We start from the raw sequence: 24,198 nt of genomic DNA on the forward strand, positions 1-24,198 counted from the left end.
AGATATTATATGAAATTACCCAATCTAAAACTATTTGTAACTACAATTTTCAGTCTGGGAGTGATGACTTCCGTAAACGCTCAACAAGCTAAAGCAAAACCACAGGAAAACTCTCTTTTGGCAGCCGCTTTGAAAAAATCTCAGGAGTTACCCTCTAAATCCCTTTTCTACATCGATAATGTAGAAAGTACTTTTGATGCTGTAAAAGAAGTTCCTTCTGGAAATATAAAAAATGTAATGGTTCTTACAGATGATAAAATCAAGAAGAAATTCAAAGAAAAAGGGATTACTCAAATAGTGATGGTAAATACGAAGAAATAATCTTATTTTATCTTTATAATATTCTTAAATCAATATCAATTTCATGCTGAACATTGTTCTCGTAGAACCGGAAATACCCAATAACACTGGAAATATTGGAAGATTGTGTGTAGGAACAGAAAGCCGCTTACACCTTATTCATCCCTTTGGATTTGTCATTAATGATAAAAATTTAAAACGTTCCGGTTTAGATTATTGGGTTCATCTCGATGTTTCTGAATATGAAAATGTTGAAGAATGGATAAAAGCCATTCCGGACTTATCCCGGGTATTTTTAATGAGTTCTCACGCTGATAAATCCTATCTGGATATAGATTTTCAAGACGGTGACTGGCTGGTTTTCGGAAAGGAAAGCAAAGGATTGAGCAAAGAGGTTCTGGATCGATTTGAAAATCATGTAACGATTCCTATGTCAAAATTGATCCGAAGTTTTAATGTAGCTAATTCTGTGGCTTTTGTGGTAGGTGAAGCAAAAAGACAGATTGGTTTAAAAATTTAGTTAAAAAGAATTAGTCGTTATGATAAGGTTTTCCCTGCAAAATCTGATCGGCGCGATACAACTGCTCCACAATAAACAAGCGGATCATTTGATGGGTAAATGTCATTTTAGATAATGACATTTTTTCGTTGGTCCTGCTATAGATTTCGTCAGAAAAACCATAGGCTCCTCCTATTAAAAGATGGATCTTTTTTACGGATAAATTCATCCAGGTATCAATTTTTTGTGCAAATTCCCGGCTGGTAAACTGTTTTCCTTTCTCGTCCAGAATCACAACCAGATCATTTTTATCAATATGGTTCAGGAAAAGTTTTGCTTCTTCTTTTTTTAGAAGATCTGAAGTTAGATTTTTAGCATTTTTTACATCCGGAATTTCTATAATTTCAAAATTCCAGTGTTTAGGGAGACGTTTCAGATAGTAACTGATTAATGAAGTGATTTCCTTATCATCTGTTTTTCCGATACAAAGCAAATTGATCTGCATTTTCTGGCTTTAAGTATTTACAGCGGCAAAGATATTCATAAATTAAAGAACGTCATAATCTGCGCTGTTTTTGAAGATTTATAAGTTTAAAAAAATCATTACTTTTGTTAGAACGCCAATCCGATGCAAGTAAAAATCCTTTCTTGTCTGCTTTTTTGTTTTTCATCAGTTTCTTATGCTCAGGAAATTGATGAAAATCCGGATAAAAAATACCTGGAAGACGATAGAAATAAAGTTTCGGTAGTTACAGGATTGAGTTATATCCACAATATTTTCGGATTGCTATATCAGAATAAAATTTTTCGTTTAAGACCCAATGATGCTTTCTATACCGAGTTTTTCTTACGCTATAGATGGCTGGATGTTAGCTTTTCATTTGCTCCGAAGCTCACAAGAATCAACAATGATGATCCGGAAAAAGGAAAATCAAAATACTTTAATATAGGATTTACTTTTTTTGTGAGTCCGAAACTCAGGCAATATGTTTATTTTAGTCAGGTAAAAGGAATGTATTTTCAGGATACTAAAGAATTTATGCGCCTGATTTATGGGGATGATTATAATGAGGAAGGATATCTGCAGTTTCCTGATGCAAGATACAGATCCTTTAAAGGGGAAACAAGTTATCTGTTACTGGGAAATAAAACGGATTACAAAAGTTTCAATAATATAACGTATAAGCCATTGAAAGACGTTTTTATTGTGAGCACAGGTCTATTTTATCAGTATAATATTCTCAATGATTTTAATAAAACAATTTATCAGGGCGAAGTCTTTAACGAAAGTACTGATAATTCTCCTTCAAAAGATTTTAGAATTGCTTTAAGGTCGGGTGGCGGTGTACAGAAAAAGATTGAAGGAAATTGGTATGCCATTGTGGAAGCGTATCCGGAATTTTATTATTCTAAACTCATTAATGAGGATTTTCACGAATTTAATGTCGGGTTGTATTCTAATGCGAGAATTGGGTATGATAATGGAATATGGTTTTTCGGGGGAGGGTTTCAACTGAACTGGATCAACAGTTCTAACGAGAATTTTTACTCAACAACACAATGGCTGTTCCGGGCGGGAATTGGTTTCCGGTTTAATTCCCCTACATTTGTAAACAGAAACTTTGATAAAATAGATCATATTTTAAAATAGAACATGGGTATAAAACTTCCTAGATTTATCTTGAAGATTCAAGAGTTTTTTGACGGTATTCATATTCCTGTTTTGGGAATATCGCTTTGGCAGATGTTCCAGATCTATATTTCAGGGATTTTTAAAGGAAAAATAGGTAGAAAAGCAGCGGCAATTTCCTGGAGTTTTACCATAAGTTTATTTCCTTTTCTTCTTTTCCTGCTTTCTGTATTACCTTATATGCCGCATTATGACAAGCTTCAGTTCTATATTTTTGAAGTTTTAATGCACAATGTTTTTCCATCCAATATGGAAGGAGATGTAAGAGGGTATATAGAGACCAATATTATTCCCAATATGAAAGGCATCAGTAATCTGACGATTATTCTGGCTTTGGTCTTTGCTACAAACGGTACTTTTTCATTAATTAATGGTTTTAATGAAAATTCTGAAGAAAAGCTGACGGATGTAAAAGAGTTTATCCTTTCTTTTTTTATTACAATAGGGTTTATTTCCATTGTATTTTTGGCACTTTTCGGAGTGTATTATGTAGAGGTTGTTATGAAGCTTTTCACGCCGTCTTATGATATTTCATGGCTTGTCAATAACCTTTCGAAAATCATTGGATTTGTTTCGTTTCCGGTATTTTACTTTATTCTTTTGGCTTTGTTTTACTGGTTGGGAACGGTGAAAATTACCAGGTTCAGACAGGCAATTCCGGGAGCTATTCTGACGACAGTTTTATTTGTTCTTACGACCTATATTTTCGCCATTTACGTAAAAGATATTGCACGATATAACGTTTTATACGGCTCTATCGGAAGTATGATCCTTTTGATGGTCTGGGTAAATGTAAATGTATACCTTCTTCTTTTCGGAAATGAGCTGAATATGGCAATCAGAAAATTAAGGCTTGAAAAATTACTTTCCGATGAACTTCAAAAAGAAGCTCTGTTATATAAAGCAGAAGTTAAAGAACCCGATTTAGCATGTGACGAAGAGCACACTAGAAAATTAAATCAGAAAAAAAATTCCAAAACTTAATATATTATGTTTCTGAAAGTTTCTTAGAGCTTATTTTCAAAATCATATATCCTAAAAAAGCAGATAAAAAAGAAGCGACCAATATGGCAAATTTGGCTTCATCCTGAATCTGTATTTCTGTTTTAAAAGAAAGTAAAGCGATAAAAATAGACATTGTAAAACCAATTCCTGCCAGACAACCCACACCGATCATTTGCATCCACGAGCTATTCTGTGGCAGTGAACTCAGTCTGAATTTGATGGCAAGAAAAGAGAAAAGATTAATCCCGATAAGTTTACCTAAAACCAATCCGCAGACAATTCCTAGCCCTAAAGTATTAGTGAGTCCTCCAATCATGGTGTTGTTGAAGGTGATATTGGTATTGGCAAGTGCAAATATGGGCATAATTAAAAAACTTACCGGAATGCTTAATGTATGTTCAAGTTTTTCTAGAGGAGATGTTTCCGTATCAGATTCATTGGTGGGAATTGAAAAAGCAAGTAAAACTCCCGCAATAGTAGCATGAATTCCTGAATGATGAAGAAAATACCATAAAAATACCCCTGGAATAATATAGAAAACAAGCCGGGTAACCTTTAAAAAGTTTAAAATAAATAATAAAAGAGCTACTCCGAAAGAAAGTAATAAATACATCCAATGGATCTGATCGGTATAAAATATGGCAATTACAAGTATTGCTCCTAAATCGTCTACAATAGCCAATGCGGCCAGAAAAATTTTAATAGAGTTCGGAATCCTGCTTCCTAACATGGAAATAATAGCCAGGGAAAATGCAATATCAGTAGCCATGGGAATTCCCCATCCGTTTTCATATTTCGTTCCCAAGTTAAAAGCGGTGAAAATTACAGCTGGTACGATCATTCCGCCAATAGCCGCAAAAATAGGAAGAGAAGCATTCTTAAATGAAGAAAGTTCTCCCTCAATGATTTCTCTTTTAATTTCTAGACCTACCAAAAGGAAAAAAATGGCCATCAAACCATCATTAATCCATATGCTTATCGGGTATTCCAAATGAAAAAGAGAAATACCGATTTTTTTATCCAGAAAAAGCTGAAAACTTTCACCAATAGCCGAGTTGGCAATCAGCAGTGAAATGATAACACATAAAATGAGTATAATTCCAGAAAACTGACTGTTACTAAAGAATCTTTTAAAATATAAACTCAAATTCATACCACTTATTATATCCTTCTGATTCTTGAAACACCGTTGATTGCTTTAAGCTTTTTAAAGGTTTCTTCCAGCTGACTTCTGTTCTTCACTTCAAGATTGATAGTTCCGTTGAAAACACCGTTATTGGATTCAATAGACATACTTTTCATATCCATTCCCATTGCACCACTTATCACAGCTGTTATATCATTAATCATTCCCATTCTGTCCAAGCCTTCAATTTCAATTTTTATTCTGTTTTTAAAGCTTTCTGCATTCACCCATTTTGCAGGAATCACTCTGTAATCGTACTGAGCCCGAAGATTGATAGCATTTGGACAGTTATCACTGTGTACTTTAATACCGTCAGAAATCGTAATAAATCCAAAAATTTTGTCTCCTGGGATTACCGTACAGCATTTTGCATAACTGTAGTTTAGCTTTTCTTCATCTTTTCCAAAGACGATCATGTCCAGATTCTGTTCCTTAGGCTCTTCATAGTGTACATTTTTTGAAGGCGATTTTCTGAATCTGGAAAGTAGGTTGTTGAAAACGTTTTTACTTTCAATATACTTTCTCAGGCTGCTTGCATCCAGTTCATTATTCTGGAATTTAAGAAATAGTTCCTGAGAGCTTTTGAGGTTGAAGAATTTCTGAAGTTTATTGATTTCTTCATCATTGAAATTAATTTTGGCATGACGAAGCTTTCTCTGAAGAATTTCTTTTCCTTCTTCTACCAACTGATTTTTTTGGGAATTCAAATAGCTTTTGATCTTCGACTTTGCTTTTGAAGTCACTACAAATTCCAACCAGTCAGATTTTGGTTTTTGGTTCTGCGAAGAAAGAATATCTACCTGATCTCCATTTTGAAGAGTATAAGAAATAGGAACCAGCTTACCGTTTATTTTGGCGCCCAAACATTTCATTCCCAGATCTGAATGCACTGCAAAAGCAAAATCTAAAGCAGTTGCGTTAGTCGGTAAAATTTTAATTTCCCCTTTTGGCGTAAATACAAAAACCTCTTTTGAATATAAGTTGAGTTTAATATTATCCAAGAGCTCCGATGTGGAAAGGTTTTGCTGCTGTTCCAATACTTCGCGGATTTCTGTTACCCAGTTTTCAAAGTTACGGTCTTCCGAACTTTGTTTGTATCCTTCTTTATATTTATAATGGGCTGCAACACCTTTCTCAGCAATTTCGTCCATTCTCTCGGAACGGATCTGAACTTCAATCCATTTTTTATCAGGTCCAAGAACAGTCAAATGTAAACTTTCATAGCCTGTAGAACGTGGCTGTGTGATCCAGTCACGCATTCTGGAAGGATTACTGTGATAAACATCCGTTACAATGGAATATATTTTCCAGGCAAGAAATTTTTCATTCTTCGCATCCGATTTATAGATGATTCTGATGGCATAATTATCAAAAACCTCCTCAAAAGAAACGCCTTGTTTCAGCATTTTTCTGTAAATAGAAGAAATGGCTTTTGCGCGGCCTTTAATTTTAAAATTGAGTCCTTCCTCATGTAGTTTTTCAGAAACCTCTTTTTTAAACTCTTCAATATACTTTTCGCGGCTTTCTTTGGCTAATTCCAATTTTTCCGTAATCTCGTTATAAATATCGGGATTGTTGTATTTTAAAGAAAGATCTTCAAGCTCAGATTTGATATTATACAATCCTAAACGGTGAGCCATTGGTGCGTAAATATATACGGTTTCGGAAGCAATCTTTTTCTGCTTATCTGGAGCCATGCTTTCCAGCGTACGCATATTGTGAAGACGATCGGCAATTTTAATGAGAATAACCCTGAAGTCTTCGGAAAGTGTTAATAATAACTTTCTGTAATTTTCAGACTGTACGGAAATATTCTGATGATTCATGATGGAAATCTTAGTGAGCCCATTCACGATATTGGCTATTTTTTCGCCAAAAATTTTCTTCAGGTCTTCATAGGTATAATCGGAGTCTTCAATAACATCGTGTAAAAGCGCGCAGGCGATAGAAGTTGCTCCCAATCCAATCTCTGTAGCCACAATTTTAGCCACAGCAATAGGATGGTAAATATAAGGTTCCCCTGTTTTCCTTCTTTGTTCTTTATGGGCATCTAATGCAATATCAAATGCTTTTCGGATGAGTTTATTGTTTTCCTCATCCAAGGTTCTGTATGTATTGGAAATTAAATCTTTATATCTTGCAAGGATCTCTTTATTTTCCTGCTCTAAGTCGTAACTCATGTGAATGCCTATGTTATAAGACGAATATACGAAAAAATAAGGACTTTTCAAATAAGAAAATCCGTAGAATAATCTACGGATTAGTGGTTATTAGAATTTATATTTTTTCAGAATTTTACTTCAGAATCCATGCCGCTGCTTGATCCTTTTATTCTCACTTCTGGACTGGTATGAATTTCAGCCTTATTTCTTGCATCTATATATCCTTTTAAATGAGTGTAGTCAGCTTGATCAATACTCATATCTTCAAACAGATACGTTTTGTGGACAGCATTTTGGGTGAAAATATCTTTTGCCATATTTGCCTGGCTAGTATCTTGTACAGCTACACTTACAAGATATTGGGAATGATGGGGTGAATCATTCAGATATACTATATAATCAGAACTCGGGAAACCTGAGTTTTCTAAATCGGTTTCAAGCTTTTTATAATCGCTGTGATGTTCAAATAATCCAGCTAATATATTTGACATAAGCAATGCATTTTAAATTGTACTTAAAGGTAATACTATTTTTTGATATAAATTAAATTATTTTTAATAAAATTTGATATTTTACATGTTTATCTATGATTATTCGTGGAATTTTTAGTTTTATTCTATTGAACGGTTGTTTAAATTTTGAAATTTACAAATAAAAAAACGGGCTGTAAGGCCCGTTTCCCTGATTTCTCAGTTCATATAGTTTAGTTAATTCTCTCGTTTTTAATTTCCTCTACAATCTCAGGATTTAATAGAGTAGAGATGTCTCCAAAATTACTAAAGTCTCCTTCCGCAATTTTTCTCAGAATTCTACGCATGATTTTTCCTGAACGTGTCTTTGGAAGTCCGGAAACAAACTGAATTTTATCCAGCTTGGCGATCGGACCGATCTGGTCTGAAATCAATTGATTGATCTCTTTTACTAAATTTTCCTGTTTTCTGTCGGCTCCTGTATCTTTTAAAATTACAAATCCGTACAAAGCACTTCCTTTAATATCGTGAGGGAATCCTACAATGGCAGATTCGGCTACAGCCGGGTGTTCGTTGATGCTGTCTTCAATCGGAGCAGTTCCTAAATTATGTCCTGAAACTATAATCACATCATCCACACGACCTGTAATTCTGTAATAGCCTACTTCGTCTCTCAACGCACCGTCGCCTGTGAAATATTTCCCTGGAAAAGCAGAGAAATATGTTTCCTTATACCGTTGATGATCGCCCCAGATGGTTCTTGCGATTCCCGGCCAGGGAAAACGGATGCAAAGATTTCCTGTTACCTGATTTCCTGAAATTTCATTGCGTTTATCATCCATTAAAACAGGCTGAATTCCTGGTAGAGGTAGGGTGGCATAGGTTGGTTTTGTGGGGGTAACAAATGGAAGTGGTGAAATCATGATTCCTCCTGTTTCAGTTTGCCACCACGTATCAACGATAGGACATTTTTTCTTTCCAACATGGTCGTTGAACCAATGCCAAGCTTCATCATTAATAGGTTCCCCCACAGATCCTATGACTTTTAAAGAACTCAAATCATGTTTGTCTACCCATTCTGTACTTTCTTTTGCGAGTGAACGAATGGCGGTCGGAGCGGTATAGAACTGAGTGACTTTATGTTTGTCAATAACCTCCCAGAATCTGTCAGGTTCAGGATAAGTAGGAACTCCCTCGAAAATAACCGTTGTTGCGCCATTTAAAAGCGGTCCGTAAAGAATATATGAATGTCCGGTAATCCAGCCAATATCTGCAGTACACCAGTAAATATCATTTTCTTTATAATTGAATACATTTTTGAAGGTGTATGCGGTATAAACCATATACCCGGCACAGGTATGAAGCATTCCTTTCGGTTTGCCCGTAGATCCTGAAGTGTACAGAATGAAAAGCGGATCTTCGGCATCCATAATCATGGTTACAAAATCTGCAGAAGCGTTTTCATACAAATCAGCCAGCCAGAAATCTCTATGCTCTTTCATTTTAATTTCATTGTGAGTTCTTTTTACTACAAGAACTTTTTCAACGCTGGGACTTTTTTCTAAAGCTTCATCAACAATACTTTTTAGATCTAAAACTTTGCTTCCTCTGTAGCTTCCATCTGAAGTGATCACCATTTTTGCCTCACAGTCATTGACTCTCGACGAAACGGCTGAAGCAGAAAATCCTGCAAAAATTACGGAGTGAACGGCTCCTAATTTTGCGCAAGCCAACATCGTAACAGCAAGTTCAGGAATCATCGGAAGGTAAATACATACTCTGTCGCCTTTTTCGATGCCCATTTCTTTTAAAACATTAGCTGTTTTATTGACTCTTGTATATAATTCGTTGTAAGAAATATGCTGTGCTTCTTCTTTAGGATCGTTGGGTTCCCAGATAATTGCAGTTTTGTCTCCCCTTACAGCTAAATGTCTGTCCAAACAGTTTTTGGTGATATTTAATTTTGCATTTTTGAACCAGGTAATTTTTGCTTCATTCATATCATATTTTACGACCTTGCTCCATCTCTGATACCACACAAAGTTTTGGTCAGCTATCTTATCCCAGAATTTTTTAGGATTTTTAATAGACTTTTTATATTCTTCAAAATAATGTGGTAAATCTTCTATCAGGTAATTTCTCATATTCTTTAAAATTATTTAATTTCTACTTTTACTTATTTTATAATTGTTGTCATTTTAATATGAATCAACAATAACGATTCTGGTATTTTTTTCAGGATTAATTTTTTGTTTCATTTCTATTGATTTGCTTAAAATACTATCCGCACGGTATATTGTGTTTATTATAGGCGAATCTGTATTCTTCTTATGCTCAAAATTAGATTTAATATCATTAAATTCTTCTTCAATAAGATTTAAGAATTTATCGTCATCATGATATTCTAAACTTATTTCAGTTAATATATTTTTCTCAAATTCATTGAGATAGTTTTCAGAATCTTTGTAATATTCATTAATGCCACTACTTAAAATGCGGTTCATTAGTAATATTATATAATCGTTAAACCTCAAAAAGTCTTTAGCATCAATATTTTGTCCTTGTTCGTCTTCGTCAGTTTTTATTTCTTTAATAGGATAATAATGTGTAAAATTTCCATATTGAAACATATAACTGTAACATGTTGTAGTTCCTGGCAATTCATACAAAAGTGTTATACCATATTTTGAATAAATACTGTTTCTTACATCTCTATTTACTTGAAATTCTTCATAATGTTTACCATAAACTAACTCTTCATTCAAATAATAGATTAACTCAAATAATTCAACCGGACTGATTCTATTAATATCTTCTTTTACGATGTTTAATATTTGTTCGTAAGATTTTCCTATCTCAGTTTTTCTTTCATTAATAAAATCTTCAAATGTTTTTCTATAAAGTTTTTTATCCGTTAAGTCATTATAAAGGACTTTTGAAGCAATCTCTCTGTTAAAAATATAAATTTCGGTATTTCGACTCATTAATTATTACTAATTTTTATTTCTATACTGCAAAATTTTTTCCTGAATTTCCTCAATGATTTTCTCATCATCAATCGTTGATGGAATCTGGAATTCTTTTCCGTCCAACAAGGTTCTTATCAGTTTTCTTAAAATTTTTCCTGAACGTGTTTTGGGTAAACGTTTTACGATCATCACATTTTTAAGACAGGCAACCGCTCCGATTTTTTCTCGAACGGTTTTTACGATGTCTTTTTCAACTTCTTCTTCGGTGATGAGTGAACCATTTTTTAAAACAACAGAAGCAAAGGGGATCTGTCCTTTCAATTCATCATCAATTCCGACAACCGCACATTCTGCAACATCGGGATGTGAAGCAACAATTTCCTCCATTTCCGAAGTTGAAAGTCGGTGTCCCGCAACGTTGATCACATCATCCACTCTTCCTGTGATGAAAATATATCCGTCTTCGTCTTTAATGGCTCCGTCTCCCGAAAAATAATATCCATTATATTGAGATAAATAACTATCATGAAAACGGTCATTATCATTCCAGATTCCCAGCAAAGCACCTGGAGGAAGCGGAAGTTTAATGATTAAATAACCTTCCTGATGCGCATTCAGTTCATATCCGTTTTCATCAAAAATTTTAATATCATACCCCGGAATTGGTTTTCCGGCAGAGGCTCTTTTGATTGTATAGTTGTCATTATAAGTCATTAAGCCCAACATTGGCCAGCCGGATTCTGTTTGCCACCAATGATCAATCGCAGGAACTCCAATATGTTCTGCAAACCAATCTAAAGTCGCCACATCGCATCTTTCACCGGCTAAAAATTGTTTTTTGAAATGGCTTAAATCATATTTTTTCACCAATTCTCCATTCGGATCTTCTTTTTTAATTGCCCGAATTGCTGTAGGAGCCGTAAACATTACAGAAACTTTATATTCTGAAATAATCCTCCAAAATGTCCCAGCATCAGGTGTCATAATGGGTTTTCCTTCGAAAATAATAGTTGTGTTTCTGTTGATCAACGGTCCATACACTGAAAAACTATGTCCAACTGCCCATCCAAAATCAGAGGCCGCCCAATAGGTTTCCCCCGGCTCAACTCCATAGATGTATTTCATGGAAAATTTCAAAGCCGTTGCATAGCCTCCTGTGTCGCGTGTAATTCCTTTGGGTTTTCCAGTTGTTCCTGAGGTGTACAATAGATAGAGTGGGTGAGTGGATTCTACAGAAATACATTCTGCAGGTTCTGATTGTTGAACCAGTTCTTCATAATCAATTAGTCCGTCAAACATTTCATGTTGATTATCCACTAATTTTCTATTGTAAACGATGATATTTTCAACTTTATCCTGAGCTAATTCAATGGCTTTTTCAACCAGTGGCAGGTACGGAATTCTTTTCGCTATTTCTACTCCTGCAGTTGCTGTAATTAAAGCTTTTGGTTTACAATCATCGATTCTCACAACCAGCTCATTCGGTGCAAAGCCACCAAAAACAACATTGTGAATCACGCCAATTCTCGCACAAGCCAGCATTGCAAACAAGGTCTGCGGAATCATCGGCATATAAATAACCGCTGTGTCTCCTTTTTTTAATCCTAAAAAAACCAAACCTCCAGACAGTTTTGAAATTTCTGCCTTGGCCTGATTGAAAGTATAGGTTTTCTTTTGCTTGGTAACGGGAGAATCGTAAACTATGGCAACCTGTTCGCCAAAACCGTCTTCTATATGTTTATCAATACACAGATAGCACATATTCAGCTTTCCGTCGGAAAACCATTGAGGATAATCGGTTTCGTTTTTTGAGAGGATTTGTGCGGGAAACTCAAACCAGTCGATTTCCTGAGCCTGTTCTTTCCAGAAATTCTCTTTGTCTTCTATGCTTTGTTTAAATAAAATATCTGTATCCATATTAATTTTTTGTGTTTTAAGTCATTGCGAGGAGCGAAGCGACGAAGCAATCTCTTAATAATCTTAATTTCTTAAAATCAATCTTAATGGTTTAAAATTTTAAGTATTCAATTTAGATTCTTCACTCCATTTTATTCCGTTCAGAATGACAATTGAGCACATATTTTTCAGTCTCTTTATCAAAACATTTCCTCAATCTGTTGTATCAGTTTTTTAATGGAATAAGGTTTTGTGACGTATGCATCGGCTCCCATTTCCAAACCTTTTTCGATATCTTTGGGATTGTTTTTCGCGCTCAGGAAGATAACTTTTGTATTTTTCAATTTCTCATCCTGTTTAATGATTTCCAGGGTGCTGTAACCATCAAGATTCGGCATCATAATATCCAGTAAGATTACATCAGGAGTCATTGTTTTTAAAAAATCCAAAACCTCTGTTCCGTCTCTGGCTATGAAAACATCATAGTTGTTTTTTTTGAAACTGTATTCCAGTGACATTAATATTTTGTGTTCGTCATCCGCGATAATTATTTTTTTCATAGGGTGTGTTTAGCTGTGTTCAACTTCATTGTTATTCTTTATTTTTTTGCAGGATAATGGTGAAAATCACACCAAGTCCGCTGTTTTCTGCTTTTATTGTGCCTCCTTGCGCCTGAACTATTTTTTTTGAAATAGCCAGTCCAAGTCCGCTTCCTGTAGGCTTTAAAATATTTTGATTTTTTGACTGGTAAAATTTATCAAAAATCATTTCCAGATCTTCTTCGGGAATATGCTTTCCGGTGTTGAAAATTTTAATGACTAATTGATTTTCATTTTCAGATAATTTAGTTTGAATCGTTCCCTGTTCATCGGTAAACTTTAAAGCGTTTCCTAATATATTCTGAAATAATTGAATCATCCTTGCTTCGTCATATTCAAACAAAAATTGATTCAAAAGATTCACTTCACTCAAATGGAGATTTTTCTGCTGAATCAGATGAAGAAGCGGATTTAAAGCTTTTTTATAGGTTTCAATAATGTTATTTTCCTGAATATTTAAAACTATTTCACCATGTTGAAGTTTGTCGAGATAGAGAATATCATTGATGATTTCACTTAATCTGTCGGATTCTGTAATGATATTATTTAAGAATTCTCTTTTGATTTCCAAAGGAATATCGTCATCATCCGCCAAAATTTCTCCTGCAGAGCGGATTGCGGTAATCGGAGTTCTTAATTCGTGAGCAACAGAATCGAGGAAATCATCTTTCTGGTGGTCTTTGATGATTAAACTTTCATTGGCCTTTCGGAGATCATCGGATAATTTTTGCAGCTCTTCAGACTGTTCAGTCAGTTTTTTATTAAGTGTAATATTTTCTTTAGATTCCTCTAAAATGTTTAAGACTTCTTTTAGAGAAATTTTGTCTTCTTTGGTTACACCTTCAATTAAAATTTTTGCGGAAGCGGTTCCGATTCTTCCTGCCAAAAGGTTTTCCGAAAATTTGATAAATCTGGAATCGGCAGTTTCTGTCTGTGAATCAATACTATATTTTAAATTGAAAATTCTGAGTGCCTGTTCGGTTTTGTTTTTACCTAAAAATCTTTCCAGAATATTTTTAATATCTGAAATATAAGCTGTTCCGCGCCAGATAAATGCGTTTTCATGATTTTGAATGTATTTATCGATATCCACATACAATTCGGCAAAATTTCTTTCACGGTAATTTCCTTTACTGCTCACGGAAATAATGGCGAATAAACCTGTATTCGCCAGAATAGACCAAAAGAAAACTTGTGGAATTCTGTCGAGAAAAGTAATTTTAAAGAAATCAAAAGCATCGTACATTTCTCTCAAAACACCTTTGAATTCCTGATTATAAGAAAAATAATACTGAGGAATAATCAGTCCAAAATAACAGATTATTAAACCTGCCAATAGACCGGTTACTGCACCCTTATAGCTTCCTCTTCGCCAGAAAATAGCTCCGAAAAATGCAGGTGCAAGTTGTGCAATCACAACAAATGAAATCAATCCAACTGAATCCAGCGAAGTTTTTAAAATAAAATACTTATAGAAAGCAAATGCCATGATAATCAGAGCGAAAATGCTGAACTTTCGGATATTGGTAATGAGCTTTGTATTTTGAGTTTCATTTTCGGATTTAAGCTTTCCCAATACTCCGTAAGGAATAATTAAATTGTTGGAAAGCATGATGGATAAAGTAATTGCTGAAATAATAATCATGGAAATGCAGGAGCTTAATCCACCCAAAAAAACCAAAACGGTAATTAAGGTATTGTCAAAATGTTGCGGAATTAAAATAGAGTAGAATTCCGGATTTACTTTTTGTCCGTCGAAAACCAATCTTCCGCCCCATGCAATCGGAAAGATAAATACGGTGAAAATCAACAGGTAAAGTGGAAAAAACCAAATCGCTGTTTTGATGTGCTTTTCCTGTCTGTTCTCAACAATGGCAGTATGAAACTGTCTTGGAAGAATGCAGATCGCAGTTCCTGAGATCATGCACAAAACCATCCAGTTCATCGCGCCTTCAACACCGTTGAATGTGTTTTTTTCTTTAAAGTCTTCAAACTGACTGGCTTTTTGATAGATATCCGAAAATCCGTCAAACACAAAATAGAGAACGAATAGTCCTAAAATGATGATAAAGAAAAGCTTAAGAAAACTTTCCAAAGCAATCGCAGAAATAATTCCCAACCGTTTTTCGGAAGCATCAACGTAACGTGTTCCATAATAAGATGAAAATAAAGCGATTAAAACAACAACAAAAGTAGCATTATCGGTTAAAATATCATTAGACATCGGTGTTTCCGTTACCAGATGAAAAGTTTCGGAAATCGCTTTGATCTGCAAACCGATGTATGGAACAATTGCTAAAAGGCAAACAATGGTAATGATGGCACTGAAACTTCTGCTGTTCCCGTACCTTAACGAAATAAAATCTGCCAAACTACTTATTTTATTGACTCTTGAGATTCGTACGATTCTCGTATTGATATAAATCCATGCGGGGATAATGATGATGGGACCAATGTAAATCGGAAGGTAATTCAGTCCGCTGGTTGCAGCAACACCAATGCTTCCATAGTACGTCCATGCTGTGCAGTATACCGCCAGAGAAAGCGCGTAGATATAAGGATTGTTGATCCAAAGCTTACTCTTCTTCTTCTCCGCCAAATGAGCGACTAAGAACAAAAGGGCTAAGTAAAACAAAACCACAGTAAATAACGCGAAACTACTCATCATATTTTTTTACGATTACAAAAGAAATAATGATGGAAACCATCCAGACGGCGAAAATGTAAATCAGGATCATCGGATAACCAAAAACTTCCCTGCCGCTATTGAACAGTAAGGAAACAGGAATACTGAAAGCAATCAGAAGTCCGATGCTTAGGATGATGAGCTTTTGTTCGTGTCTTTTTTTCATGATCTATAAAAAATAATTGACGGACAGAAAATATCCGCCAATTATCACTAACTTATTTTGTTTAAACTTTGTCGTCAGAATATTCTCCGGTTAAAGCATAATAACCGAAAATCGCCATTCCACCTGATATAATCGGCATCAAAACGAATAGAATGATGATTCCGAAAACCAGATCTTCCTGTTTTCCTGAAGTGATTTTTGGAATTCCCAACACTGTAATTCCGAAATATCCCACCACCAAAGCGATGGCTATCCAAAGTATGCCTAATATTTTTTTGAGTCCGTTCATTTTCGTTGTTTTAAAATTAATAAAAATTTGAGTGATTCAGTGCCTAATCGTGAATATTATTGTTCTTATTTTTAAGATAAAATAATCCGATCAATAAACATACTGCGGCAACTCCAATAGGATACCAAAGTCCTTCCAGATACCATGTAGCGTGTCCTGCTTCTTTTCCGGTTGTTACCAAATAGGTTGCAACTGCCGGAAGCAACCCTCCAAACACGCCGTTTCCAATGTGATAAGGCAGAGACATCGATGTGTAACGGATTCTCACCGGGAACATTTCGACTAAAAATGCAGCAATCGGACCATAAACCATCGTTACAAAAAGCACCTGAACAAATACTAAAAATACCAGATACCATTTTGTATTGTCAGCTAGCTTAATGCTTTGAGAAACTTTTGGTTCTTCCGCTTTTCCGTCTTTCATTACGGGTCCACTTGGCGACCAGTGCACAACGCTGTCTTTTTTAATTAAAGTTCCATCGGTATATAATGTTTCTTTATGAAAGCTTACTAGACTATCGGTTGTGATTTTATCATGAATTTTAGCTGTTCTTTTTTCTGAAATTCCATTCGATGCAACAGTTTTGTTTTCAAGATTAATGCTTTTAAACATGGAATCATAAATGGGTCTGTATGCTAAAATTGCAACCAGCATTCCTGTCATCATCACCGCTTTTCGACCAATTTTATCCGAAAGCCATCCGAAAAATACGAAGAAAGGCGTGCCTAAAAATAAAGCGGTTGCCATTAATGAATCGACTTGTGCAGATTCTACATTCATTACTTTTTGAAGGAAGCTCATCGCGTAGAATTGTCCGGTGTACCAGATTACTCCCTGTCCCATTGCAGCTCCGAATAATGCCAATAAAACGAATTTAAAATTGAATTTATTCCCGAAACTTTCTTTTAAAGGATTTTTTGAAGTTTTTCCTTCACTTTTAGCCTTGGCAAAAAGCGGAGATTCTTTCATATTTCTTCGAATGATGTAAGAAACCCCAACCATTAAAATGGATATCCAGAAAGGAATTCTCCAGCCCCAACCGTCAAATTCTTCTGCGGAAAGCGTAGTTTTTGTAACCAAAATAACAATTAATGAAATGAAGAGTCCCGCTGTTGCAGTGGTTTGAATCCATGATGTCCAGTACCCCCTTCTTCCTGGCTGTGCATATTCTGCGACATAAGTTGCAGCTCCTCCGTATTCTCCTCCTAACGCTAAACCTTGCAATAATCTTAAAATTAAAACTAAAACAGGCGCCATAAATCCAATGGTTTCATAACTTGGGATACATCCGATCAGGAATGTTGAGAATCCCATAATTAATAAAGTTACCAAAAAGGTGTATTTTCTTCCAATGATGTCTCCCAATCTTCCGAAGAACAAGGCTCCGAAAGGTCTTACTACAAATCCTGCTGCGAAAGTCGCAAGCGTAGATAAAAATGCTGCAGTCGGATTATCTGCCGGAAAAAATTTAGTTGCCAAAACTACAGCCAGACTTCCGAAGATGTAAAAGTCGTACCATTCTATTAATGTGCCGAGTGATGAGGCGGTGATTACGCTCCAAATGGTGCGGTTCTTCTGCTTCTCGGTCATATTTTCGTAGGCATCGTGATGATTTTCGCTCATATTGTTTAAATTTTGATGTTAGTTTAAATTGATTGGATTTTTATAGTTTTTGTTTTTTATCGCAAGGGCGCAAGGAAAGTTTTATATGCTTTATGTTATAAGGCGCAAGGATTTTATCTTCGATAAAATTTAAACAGTACTTGCTGAAAATCTTTGATTTTCTTGCGTCTTAAAAACGTTTAGGTTTAAAAAAAACTTTGCGTCTTTGCGATTGTAAAAAAAATTAATGATTAATATTTTTATAAATAAATCTGGAATTGTATAATAAATTCTCCTTTAGATTTCGGGCTTTCCGTTGGATTTGTATAAATAGGTCTTGTAGAATATTGCGTTGTAATTTTCGCATGATGACCGTCGATAAACCAGTTGGCGCCGACATCAAATTGTGAGGAAGATTTATCAAAAGCCTCAAAATTTTTATAAGTATACGCCGCAAAAGGCTGAATTCTGATTTTCGGCTTTTCTGTTTGATTTGGCAAAAGCAAACCCGCTTGTGCATAGATAATATTACCTGTTCCGATCGTAGGTTGTAGATTTCCCGGTCCTGCAATCGCTTTATCGCCAATAAAATTTGGATCTGCAGAAGCGATATTCATAATTCCTAAATTTCTGATGTAATTTGGACCAAATTGATAGTTGTAATACCCCGCATAGGCCGAAACTGCCATTTTATTTTTAGCATTTCCCAAAGGAATATCCGCAAAAGCATCGATGGCAACAAGTGTAATGTCGTGTTTTTCAATATTTGAATTCACGGAAGTTCTCGTTCCTTCTTTTTGATGATAAAAACCTGCGCCCAGATTGAAAACCTTTTTTGTTCCTAAATAAGATCCCACTTTAAAGGGTAATAAATTAGATTCTTCATCCAGAAATTGATATTCAGCATAGCCTGCTTTTGAGAAATTCGGATTTCCATTGTTGTCGACAGCCACTGCTTTTGCCGGATCTGTAACATTTGTTGGTGTTAAATCTGTCGCAAAAGGCTTGTTTAGGCTAAAACGATACTCCAGTTTCCCATATTTTCCTTTTGCAAACATTCCCAATTGTCTGGCGAACTGGTCAGAATTATCGATTAAAGGCCATGAGAAAATAGGGGAGTCGACTGTAAGGAAATTCAATGTGGAAGCCATCGTCATTCGGGAAAGTCCCATGTAATAATGCAATCCCGCTCCTAAAGATAAACTGAATTTGCCTGCTTCACCAGGTAAAATAACTGCATATTCGTTCCAGGCGTCATGAAAAAACATTTGTGGCTTTTTCCCGTTTCCATAGCCTCCCGTTCCTGAAGTTCCCGAACCACCTCCGTTGATAAATGTCTGATTATTAATTCCAAAATGTGCTAAAATCATATATCTTTTGGAAATTTGAGCATATGCTAAAGCACGTAATCGTCTGTTTCCCAGACTCCAGGAATTATCGGTAGGTTCTCCGCCAACGATACTTCCGGGGTTCATTTGGGTATTTCTTAACCAAAACTGGTCCCACAAAATAAATCTGACATATTTGTCGCCTTGTGGATTTAAGTTAACTTTCAGTCCATTTCCATAATCAGGCGAACCTTGAGAATATAAAGAATTGCTGATTAAAGCCAATCCAATAAAAGTGAGTAATTTCTTCATAAATTATCAATTTTTGGCGTTGTTTTTTGTGAAAGCCAAATTGTAATTAATAATTTGTTTGAAAAAATTTAATATATATTAATGCTAAGTGTATAGTTATAAGTTATTAATGATGAATTATAAGTTATTGAAATGGATGGATTTTTGAATCGTTTTTATATTTAATGTTTTGATTTTAAGCTATTTATTTTTTTTTGATCATACGTAACAAAAACTCATAATTAATAACTTATAACTCATAACTTACCAAAGTTACTTTTTAAATCGTTCCCATTTTATCAACATATATTTATCAGCAAACTGAGTAATAATTAAGCCTGAATTTTTAATGTTTTCTTCTTTGCTCATGTATTCAATCAATTCGTTTTGCTTTAAAATTTTATACACCGGATGAAATTCGGAATGAGGTGGTCTTACGATATTGTATTTTTTGATCCATGCACTGATAGTAACATGAGAAACGCCAATGATTCTTTCTATTTCTCGGAAACTTAAACCTTCCAGATAGAGCTGTAATGCTTTTGTTACGTAGTAATCATCTATTTGTTTTCCCAGCTTTTTTACCGTGAAATAATAGTTACAGTCTTTGCAGTGGAAGCGTTGTTTTTCATTCACGATTCCACTTTTTACAACTTTTATACTGTTGCATTTTGGACATTGGTTTTCCATAACTATATCTTTTTAGCAAATATATAATAACTTAGCAAAATATTAATTTAGTGTAAAGATAAAATTACCTGTATATTAAATTAATTCAATAAAATTATCTTTTTTATTTGGTTTTAAAAGAAATTATATTTTAAATTTGCCAAAAAATTTAGATAAATAAATGGAAATAGAAATTTCCTCATCCATACATCTGATGTATGTGAGTGAAATACAGCAGGAAATGTACGATTCTGCACAGCGTAGAGGAACGGGGATTGCCAAACGTTCCATAGAATATTTAAGTAAGAAGATTTCAGAAGGCAATGCTGTGGTGGCTACTGAAAACGGAGAGTGGGTGGGTTTCTGTTATATAGAAACCTGGTCGCATGGTCAGTTTGTGGCTAACTCCGGATTGATTGTTTCTCCTAAATTCAGGGAAAGAGGTGCTGCAACTTTAATTAAAAATAAAGTTTTCCAATTATCTAGAGAAAAATATCCGAATGCGAAAGTCTTCGGTCTTACCACAGGTCTTGCCGTAATGAAAATCAACAGTGATTTAGGCTATAAACCGGTAATTTATTCTGAGCTTACTCAGGATGAGGAATTCTGGAACGGCTGTAAGAACTGTGTGAACTATGAAATTTTAATGAAAAAAGAACGTAAAAACTGCCTGTGCACGGCCATGCTTTTCGTTCCTGAAAATATAACAAAAAATGGAGCTGCCCATACGCAGCCGGAAATTAAATATAGCAATGAACAAGAAAGTCATCTTAGCGTTTAGCGGAGGGTTGGATACCTCTTACTGTGCTAAATATCTTAGTGAGACACTGGGATATGATGTGTATGCAGTTACTGTAAATACCGGAGGTTTTTCTAAAGAAGAAGAGAAAGAACTGGAAAGGAAAGCCTTAAATCTTGGGGTGAAAGAATACAGGTGTGTAGATGCTCAGGAAGATTATTACAATTCTTGCGTAAAGTATTTGATTTTTGGGAATGTTTTAAAAAATAATACCTATCCGTTGTCTGTAAGTGCGGAACGTACGATTCAGGCGCAGGAAATTGCAAAATTCGCGATTGAAGTCGGTGCTGATGCCATTGCTCATGGAAGCACGGGAGCAGGAAATGACCAGGTCCGTTTTGACTTGATTTTCCAGGTAATGTGTCCGAATGTTGAGATCATTACGCCGATTCGTGATAAGGCTTTGTCTCGTGAAGAGGAAATCGAGTTTTTGAAAAATAACGGCTATGAAATGGAGTTCCATAAAGCGCAATATTCTGTGAATAAAGGACTTTGGGGTACTTCGGTAGGTGGAAAAGAAACGTTGACGTCAAGAAATTATCTCCCCGAAGAAGCTTTTCCGTCTCAAATTAAAGAAACTGAGCCTTCTGAATTGGAAATTGAGTTTAAAAATGGAGAAGTTGTGGCTGTAAACGGAGAAAATTTTGAACATTCTGTTTATGCGATTCAGAAAATTGAAGAATTAGCTTCGGCTTATGGAATTGGTAGAGATATTCACGTTGGAGATACGATTGTGGGAATCAAAGGAAGAGTTGGTTTTGAAGCGGCTGCAGCATCTGTAATTATCAAAGCGCACCATTTATTGGAAAAACATACGCTTTCAAAATATCAGCAGATGATGAAGTCCCAATTATCCGATTGGTACGGAAACTGGCTTCACGAAGCACTTTTCTTAGATCCAGTGATGAGAAATATCGAGTCTTTCTTGGTTGATTCTCAAAAAACGGTCAGTGGAAAAGTTTTTGTAACTCTTCATCCTTACCGATTTATCTTGAATGGAATTGAATCTGAACACGATCTAATGTCTGATAAATTCGGAAGTTATGGAGAAGCAAACAGAGCTTGGACGGGAGAAGATGTGAAAGGGTATACTAAAATTGTAAGCAATTCCTTGAATATATATCATCAGATTAACGCAACCAAAATATGAAAACAGTAGGAATTGTAGGCGCCAACGGTTACACGGGAAGCGAATTGGTTCGGCTGCTGGCTTTTCATCCTCATGTGTCTTTGAGTTTTTTATATAGTCGTTCGAATTCGGGCACAAAAATTTCAGATTTGTACCCGGATTTAGCGACGGTCTGTGAAATACTTTTAACAGATCATCCAGAAGAAGTGGATATTTTATTTTTATGTCTTCCTCACAAAGAAAGTCAGAATTGGCTGAATCAAAATGCTGTAAAAGATTCAACGTTGGTCATTGATTTAGGAAATGATTTTCGCTTAGACGGGAATTTCGGAAACAGAAATTTTATCTACGGATTACCTGAAATCAATAAAAAACAACTTTCCGGAGCGAAAAGTATTGCCAATCCAGGGTGTTTTGCAACGGCTATTCAACTGGCTTTGCTTCCATTAGCTCAAAAAGGTTTGTTAAATGAAGTGTATACAACAGGAATCACAGGTTCTACAGGAGCGGGGCAGTCTTTACAGGCAACAACGCATTTTACCTGGAGGAATGATAATATCTCAGCCTATAAAACTTTGACACATCAGCATGTGGATGAGATTTTACAGCAGTTAATTGCTTATAATACAAATGAAATCAGTCTGAATTTTGTTCCATGGAGAGGGGATTTTGCGAGAGGGATTTTTACAAGTTCCACTGTGAAAACAGATTTAGAACTTTCAGATATTGAGCAATTGTTTAAGGATTTTTATGAAGATGAGCCTTTCGTAAAGGTAAGCGAAAAAGCAATTGACTTAAAACAGGTTGTCAACACGAATCGCTGTGTGATTCATATTGAAAAGAGTGGAAATGTTGCAGTAATTCACTCAGCGATTGACAATTTGTTGAAAGGTGCTTCCGGACAGGCGGTGCAAAATATGAATATTGCCATGGGTTGGGAAGATAATTCAGGATTAAACTTAAAACCAATAGCATTTTAATATCAAAGTAAAATGTTTGTCATGCTGAGCTTGTCGAAGCATCTCTATTGTAGTTTGTAATTAATTTTTAAAGCCCAATCAAAACCGACCTAGGAAAATGAATCGTTAAGAAAAATAATTTTGTGAACGTTAAGAAAATCCCACTGTTTGAGTGCGACACAAATATTGAAACGAAGAACTAATATTCAGTTCGCATGAGTTTTGGGATTTTTAGAGAACAAAAATATTTTTTAGCGGAAGTTTCCAAGTCTTGAACTTTTGTTTCAAGACAAAAGAAAAATAATAAAGATAGTTGTTAAAAACCAACAACTATCAACCAAAAACAATCAACTAAGATGAATTTATTCAACGTATATCCATTATTCAACATAAATCCAATTAAAGCTCAGGGATCATTCCTTTGGGACGATAAGGGAGAACAATATCTTGATTTTTACGGAGGTCATGCTGTGATTTCTATTGGTCACAATCATCCACATTATCAAACTCAATTAAAGAACCAGTTAGATAAAATATCTTTTTATTCAAATTCGGTTCAAAATGAATTGCAAACTGAATTGGCTGAAAAATTAGGAAAACTTTCAAGTTTGGAAGATTACAATCTGTTTCTGTGTAATTCAGGTGCTGAAGCGAACGAAAATGCTTTAAAACTGGCTTCTTTTCACAACGGAAAGAACAAAGTGCTGTATTTTTCAGGTTCATTTCATGGAAGAACTTCCGCAGCAGTTTCTGTGACGGATAATCCAAAAATTGTTGCTCCTGTCAATTATGATGAAAGATTCATTAAATCTGAATGGAATAATATCGAACAACTTGAAGAGGTTTTTGAAAAAAAGGGAAGTGAAATTTCATCCGTTATTATTGAAGGAATTCAGGGAGTTGGTGGAATTATGATTCCAACACTTGAATTTTTAACTAAAATCAAAGAATTATGCGAAAAACATGATGTTGTCTTGATTTTGGATGAAGTTCAGTCCGGATACGGAAGAAGTGGTTATTTCTTCGCTCATCAGGAATTTGGAATTGAAGCCGATATCATCACAACGGCAAAAGGAATGGGAAATGGTTTTCCAATCGGCGGTGTTTTGATTCATCCGAAATTTGAGGCAAGCAATGGTTTGCTGGGAACTACTTTTGGAGGAAATCATTTGGCTTGTGTCGCGGCAATTGCTGTATTAGACGTAATGAAAGATGAAAATCTCATCCAAAATGCTCAGGAAATGGGCACTTATATTGAAAATGAAATTAAAGGTTTTCCACATATTAAAACGATCCGAAGGAAAGGCTTGATGATTGGGATTGAACTTGACAGGGACTGCTCTGAAGTGAGGAACAGCCTGTTGTACAATCATCATATTTTCACAGGAAATTCTAATGATAAGGCTGTGTTGAGAATTCTTCCGGCACTTAACATTAAAAAAGAAGAAACTGATTTATTCATTAATGCTTTGAAAGAAGTATTGGAGAATATTTAAGCTGTGA

At 35.1% G+C, this 24,198-nt stretch carries 22 protein-coding genes; 8 read left to right on the forward strand and 14 right to left on the reverse strand.

Features of this window, described 5'->3' with window-relative positions:
- The first annotated feature begins 9 nt into the window (after window positions 1–9).
- Both P0Y62_01450 and P0Y62_01455 read left to right on the forward strand, forming a co-directional pair.
- A complete protein-coding gene (locus P0Y62_01450) occupies window positions 10–321 on the forward strand; it encodes a hypothetical protein (GenBank protein WEK70220.1) in 312 nt (103 codons plus the stop codon).
- Between the two features lie 43 nt (window positions 322–364).
- Entirely contained in the window at window positions 365–820 is a 456-nt protein-coding gene (locus P0Y62_01455) for a tRNA (cytidine(34)-2'-O)-methyltransferase (protein ID WEK70221.1), read from the forward strand.
- A gap of 10 nt (window positions 821–830) precedes the next feature.
- On the opposite strand, the gene P0Y62_01460 is transcribed toward P0Y62_01455, so the two are convergent.
- Entirely contained in the window at window positions 831–1,304 is a 474-nt protein-coding gene (locus P0Y62_01460) for a 23S rRNA (pseudouridine(1915)-N(3))-methyltransferase RlmH (protein ID WEK70222.1), read from the reverse strand.
- 123 nt (window positions 1,305–1,427) lie between these two features.
- Between P0Y62_01460 and P0Y62_01465 the strand changes: the two genes are divergently transcribed.
- Both P0Y62_01465 and P0Y62_01470 read left to right on the forward strand, forming a co-directional pair.
- The gene (locus P0Y62_01465; GenBank protein ID WEK70223.1) at window positions 1,428–2,450 is read left to right on the forward strand and encodes a DUF4421 family protein; all 1,023 of its coding nucleotides are present in this window, start codon (window positions 1,428–1,430) and stop codon (window positions 2,448–2,450) included.
- 3 nt (window positions 2,451–2,453) lie between these two features.
- The gene (locus P0Y62_01470; protein WEK70224.1) at window positions 2,454–3,473 is read left to right on the forward strand and encodes a YihY/virulence factor BrkB family protein; all 1,020 of its coding nucleotides are present in this window, start codon (window positions 2,454–2,456) and stop codon (window positions 3,471–3,473) included.
- Between the two features lie 4 nt (window positions 3,474–3,477).
- Here P0Y62_01470 and nhaA read toward each other — a convergent pair whose 3' ends face one another.
- The 13 genes from nhaA to P0Y62_01535 form a co-directional block, all read right to left on the reverse strand.
- Window positions 3,478–4,647: a Na+/H+ antiporter NhaA gene (gene nhaA, locus P0Y62_01475; protein ID WEK70225.1), complete on the reverse strand. Its 1,170-nt coding sequence runs from the start codon at window positions 4,645–4,647 to the stop codon at window positions 3,478–3,480.
- An 8-nt stretch (window positions 4,648–4,655) separates the two neighbouring features.
- Window positions 4,656–6,860 (reverse strand): RelA/SpoT family protein, encoded by a 2,205-nt coding sequence (locus P0Y62_01480; GenBank protein ID WEK70226.1) that lies wholly within the window; start codon window positions 6,858–6,860, stop codon window positions 4,656–4,658.
- A gap of 107 nt (window positions 6,861–6,967) precedes the next feature.
- Entirely contained in the window at window positions 6,968–7,333 is a 366-nt protein-coding gene (locus tag P0Y62_01485) for a hypothetical protein (GenBank protein ID WEK70227.1), read from the reverse strand.
- Window positions 7,334–7,545: 212 nt separating this feature from the next.
- Complete coding sequence (gene acs, locus P0Y62_01490) at window positions 7,546–9,456, reverse strand: acetate--CoA ligase (protein ID WEK70228.1); 1,911 nt, start codon at window positions 9,454–9,456, stop codon at window positions 7,546–7,548.
- A gap of 54 nt (window positions 9,457–9,510) precedes the next feature.
- The gene (locus P0Y62_01495) at window positions 9,511–10,296 is read right to left on the reverse strand and encodes a hypothetical protein (GenBank protein ID WEK70229.1); all 786 of its coding nucleotides are present in this window, start codon (window positions 10,294–10,296) and stop codon (window positions 9,511–9,513) included.
- A gap of 9 nt (window positions 10,297–10,305) precedes the next feature.
- Complete coding sequence (locus tag P0Y62_01500; protein WEK70230.1) at window positions 10,306–12,198, reverse strand: AMP-binding protein; 1,893 nt, start codon at window positions 12,196–12,198, stop codon at window positions 10,306–10,308.
- 179 nt (window positions 12,199–12,377) lie between these two features.
- Window positions 12,378–12,737, reverse strand: a complete 360-nt coding sequence (locus P0Y62_01505; protein ID WEK70231.1) for a response regulator — start codon at window positions 12,735–12,737, stop codon at window positions 12,378–12,380.
- Between the two features lie 31 nt (window positions 12,738–12,768).
- Window positions 12,769–15,444, reverse strand: coding sequence for an ATP-binding protein (locus P0Y62_01510; GenBank protein WEK70232.1), 2,676 nt, complete (start codon window positions 15,442–15,444; stop codon window positions 12,769–12,771).
- Entirely contained in the window at window positions 15,434–15,628 is a 195-nt protein-coding gene (locus P0Y62_01515; GenBank protein WEK70233.1) for a hypothetical protein, read from the reverse strand. The genes P0Y62_01510 and P0Y62_01515 overlap by 11 nt, the downstream gene beginning before the upstream one ends.
- Before the next feature lie 61 nt (window positions 15,629–15,689).
- Window positions 15,690–15,917: a hypothetical protein gene (locus tag P0Y62_01520; GenBank protein WEK70234.1), complete on the reverse strand. Its 228-nt coding sequence runs from the start codon at window positions 15,915–15,917 to the stop codon at window positions 15,690–15,692.
- 43 nt (window positions 15,918–15,960) lie between these two features.
- The gene (locus P0Y62_01525; protein ID WEK70235.1) at window positions 15,961–17,541 is read right to left on the reverse strand and encodes an MFS transporter; all 1,581 of its coding nucleotides are present in this window, start codon (window positions 17,539–17,541) and stop codon (window positions 15,961–15,963) included.
- A gap of 239 nt (window positions 17,542–17,780) precedes the next feature.
- Complete coding sequence (locus P0Y62_01530; GenBank protein ID WEK70236.1) at window positions 17,781–19,160, reverse strand: porin; 1,380 nt, start codon at window positions 19,158–19,160, stop codon at window positions 17,781–17,783.
- A gap of 252 nt (window positions 19,161–19,412) precedes the next feature.
- Entirely contained in the window at window positions 19,413–19,829 is a 417-nt protein-coding gene (locus P0Y62_01535) for a hypothetical protein (protein WEK70237.1), read from the reverse strand.
- A 160-nt stretch (window positions 19,830–19,989) separates the two neighbouring features.
- Here P0Y62_01535 and P0Y62_01540 point away from each other — a divergent pair, with 160 nt between their 5' ends.
- The 4 genes from P0Y62_01540 (at window position 19,990) to P0Y62_01555 (ending at window position 24,191) form a co-directional block, all read left to right on the forward strand.
- Window positions 19,990–20,589, forward strand: coding sequence for a GNAT family N-acetyltransferase (locus P0Y62_01540; GenBank protein WEK70238.1), 600 nt, complete (start codon window positions 19,990–19,992; stop codon window positions 20,587–20,589).
- Window positions 20,561–21,757 (forward strand): argininosuccinate synthase, encoded by a 1,197-nt coding sequence (gene argG, locus P0Y62_01545; protein WEK70239.1) that lies wholly within the window; start codon window positions 20,561–20,563, stop codon window positions 21,755–21,757. The genes P0Y62_01540 and argG overlap by 29 nt, the downstream gene beginning before the upstream one ends.
- On the forward strand, window positions 21,754–22,716 hold the full coding sequence (gene argC / locus P0Y62_01550; GenBank protein ID WEK70240.1) for an N-acetyl-gamma-glutamyl-phosphate reductase: 963 nt from the start codon (window positions 21,754–21,756) through the stop codon (window positions 22,714–22,716). The genes argG and argC overlap by 4 nt, the downstream gene beginning before the upstream one ends.
- 335 nt (window positions 22,717–23,051) lie before the next feature.
- The gene (locus tag P0Y62_01555) at window positions 23,052–24,191 is read left to right on the forward strand and encodes an aminotransferase class III-fold pyridoxal phosphate-dependent enzyme (protein ID WEK70241.1); all 1,140 of its coding nucleotides are present in this window, start codon (window positions 23,052–23,054) and stop codon (window positions 24,189–24,191) included.
- Window positions 24,192–24,198: the final 7 nt, after the last annotated feature.

This window comes from Candidatus Chryseobacterium colombiense, from assembly GCA_029203185.1.
GTDB classification, from domain to species: Bacteria; Bacteroidota; Bacteroidia; order Flavobacteriales; family Weeksellaceae; genus Chryseobacterium; species Chryseobacterium colombiense.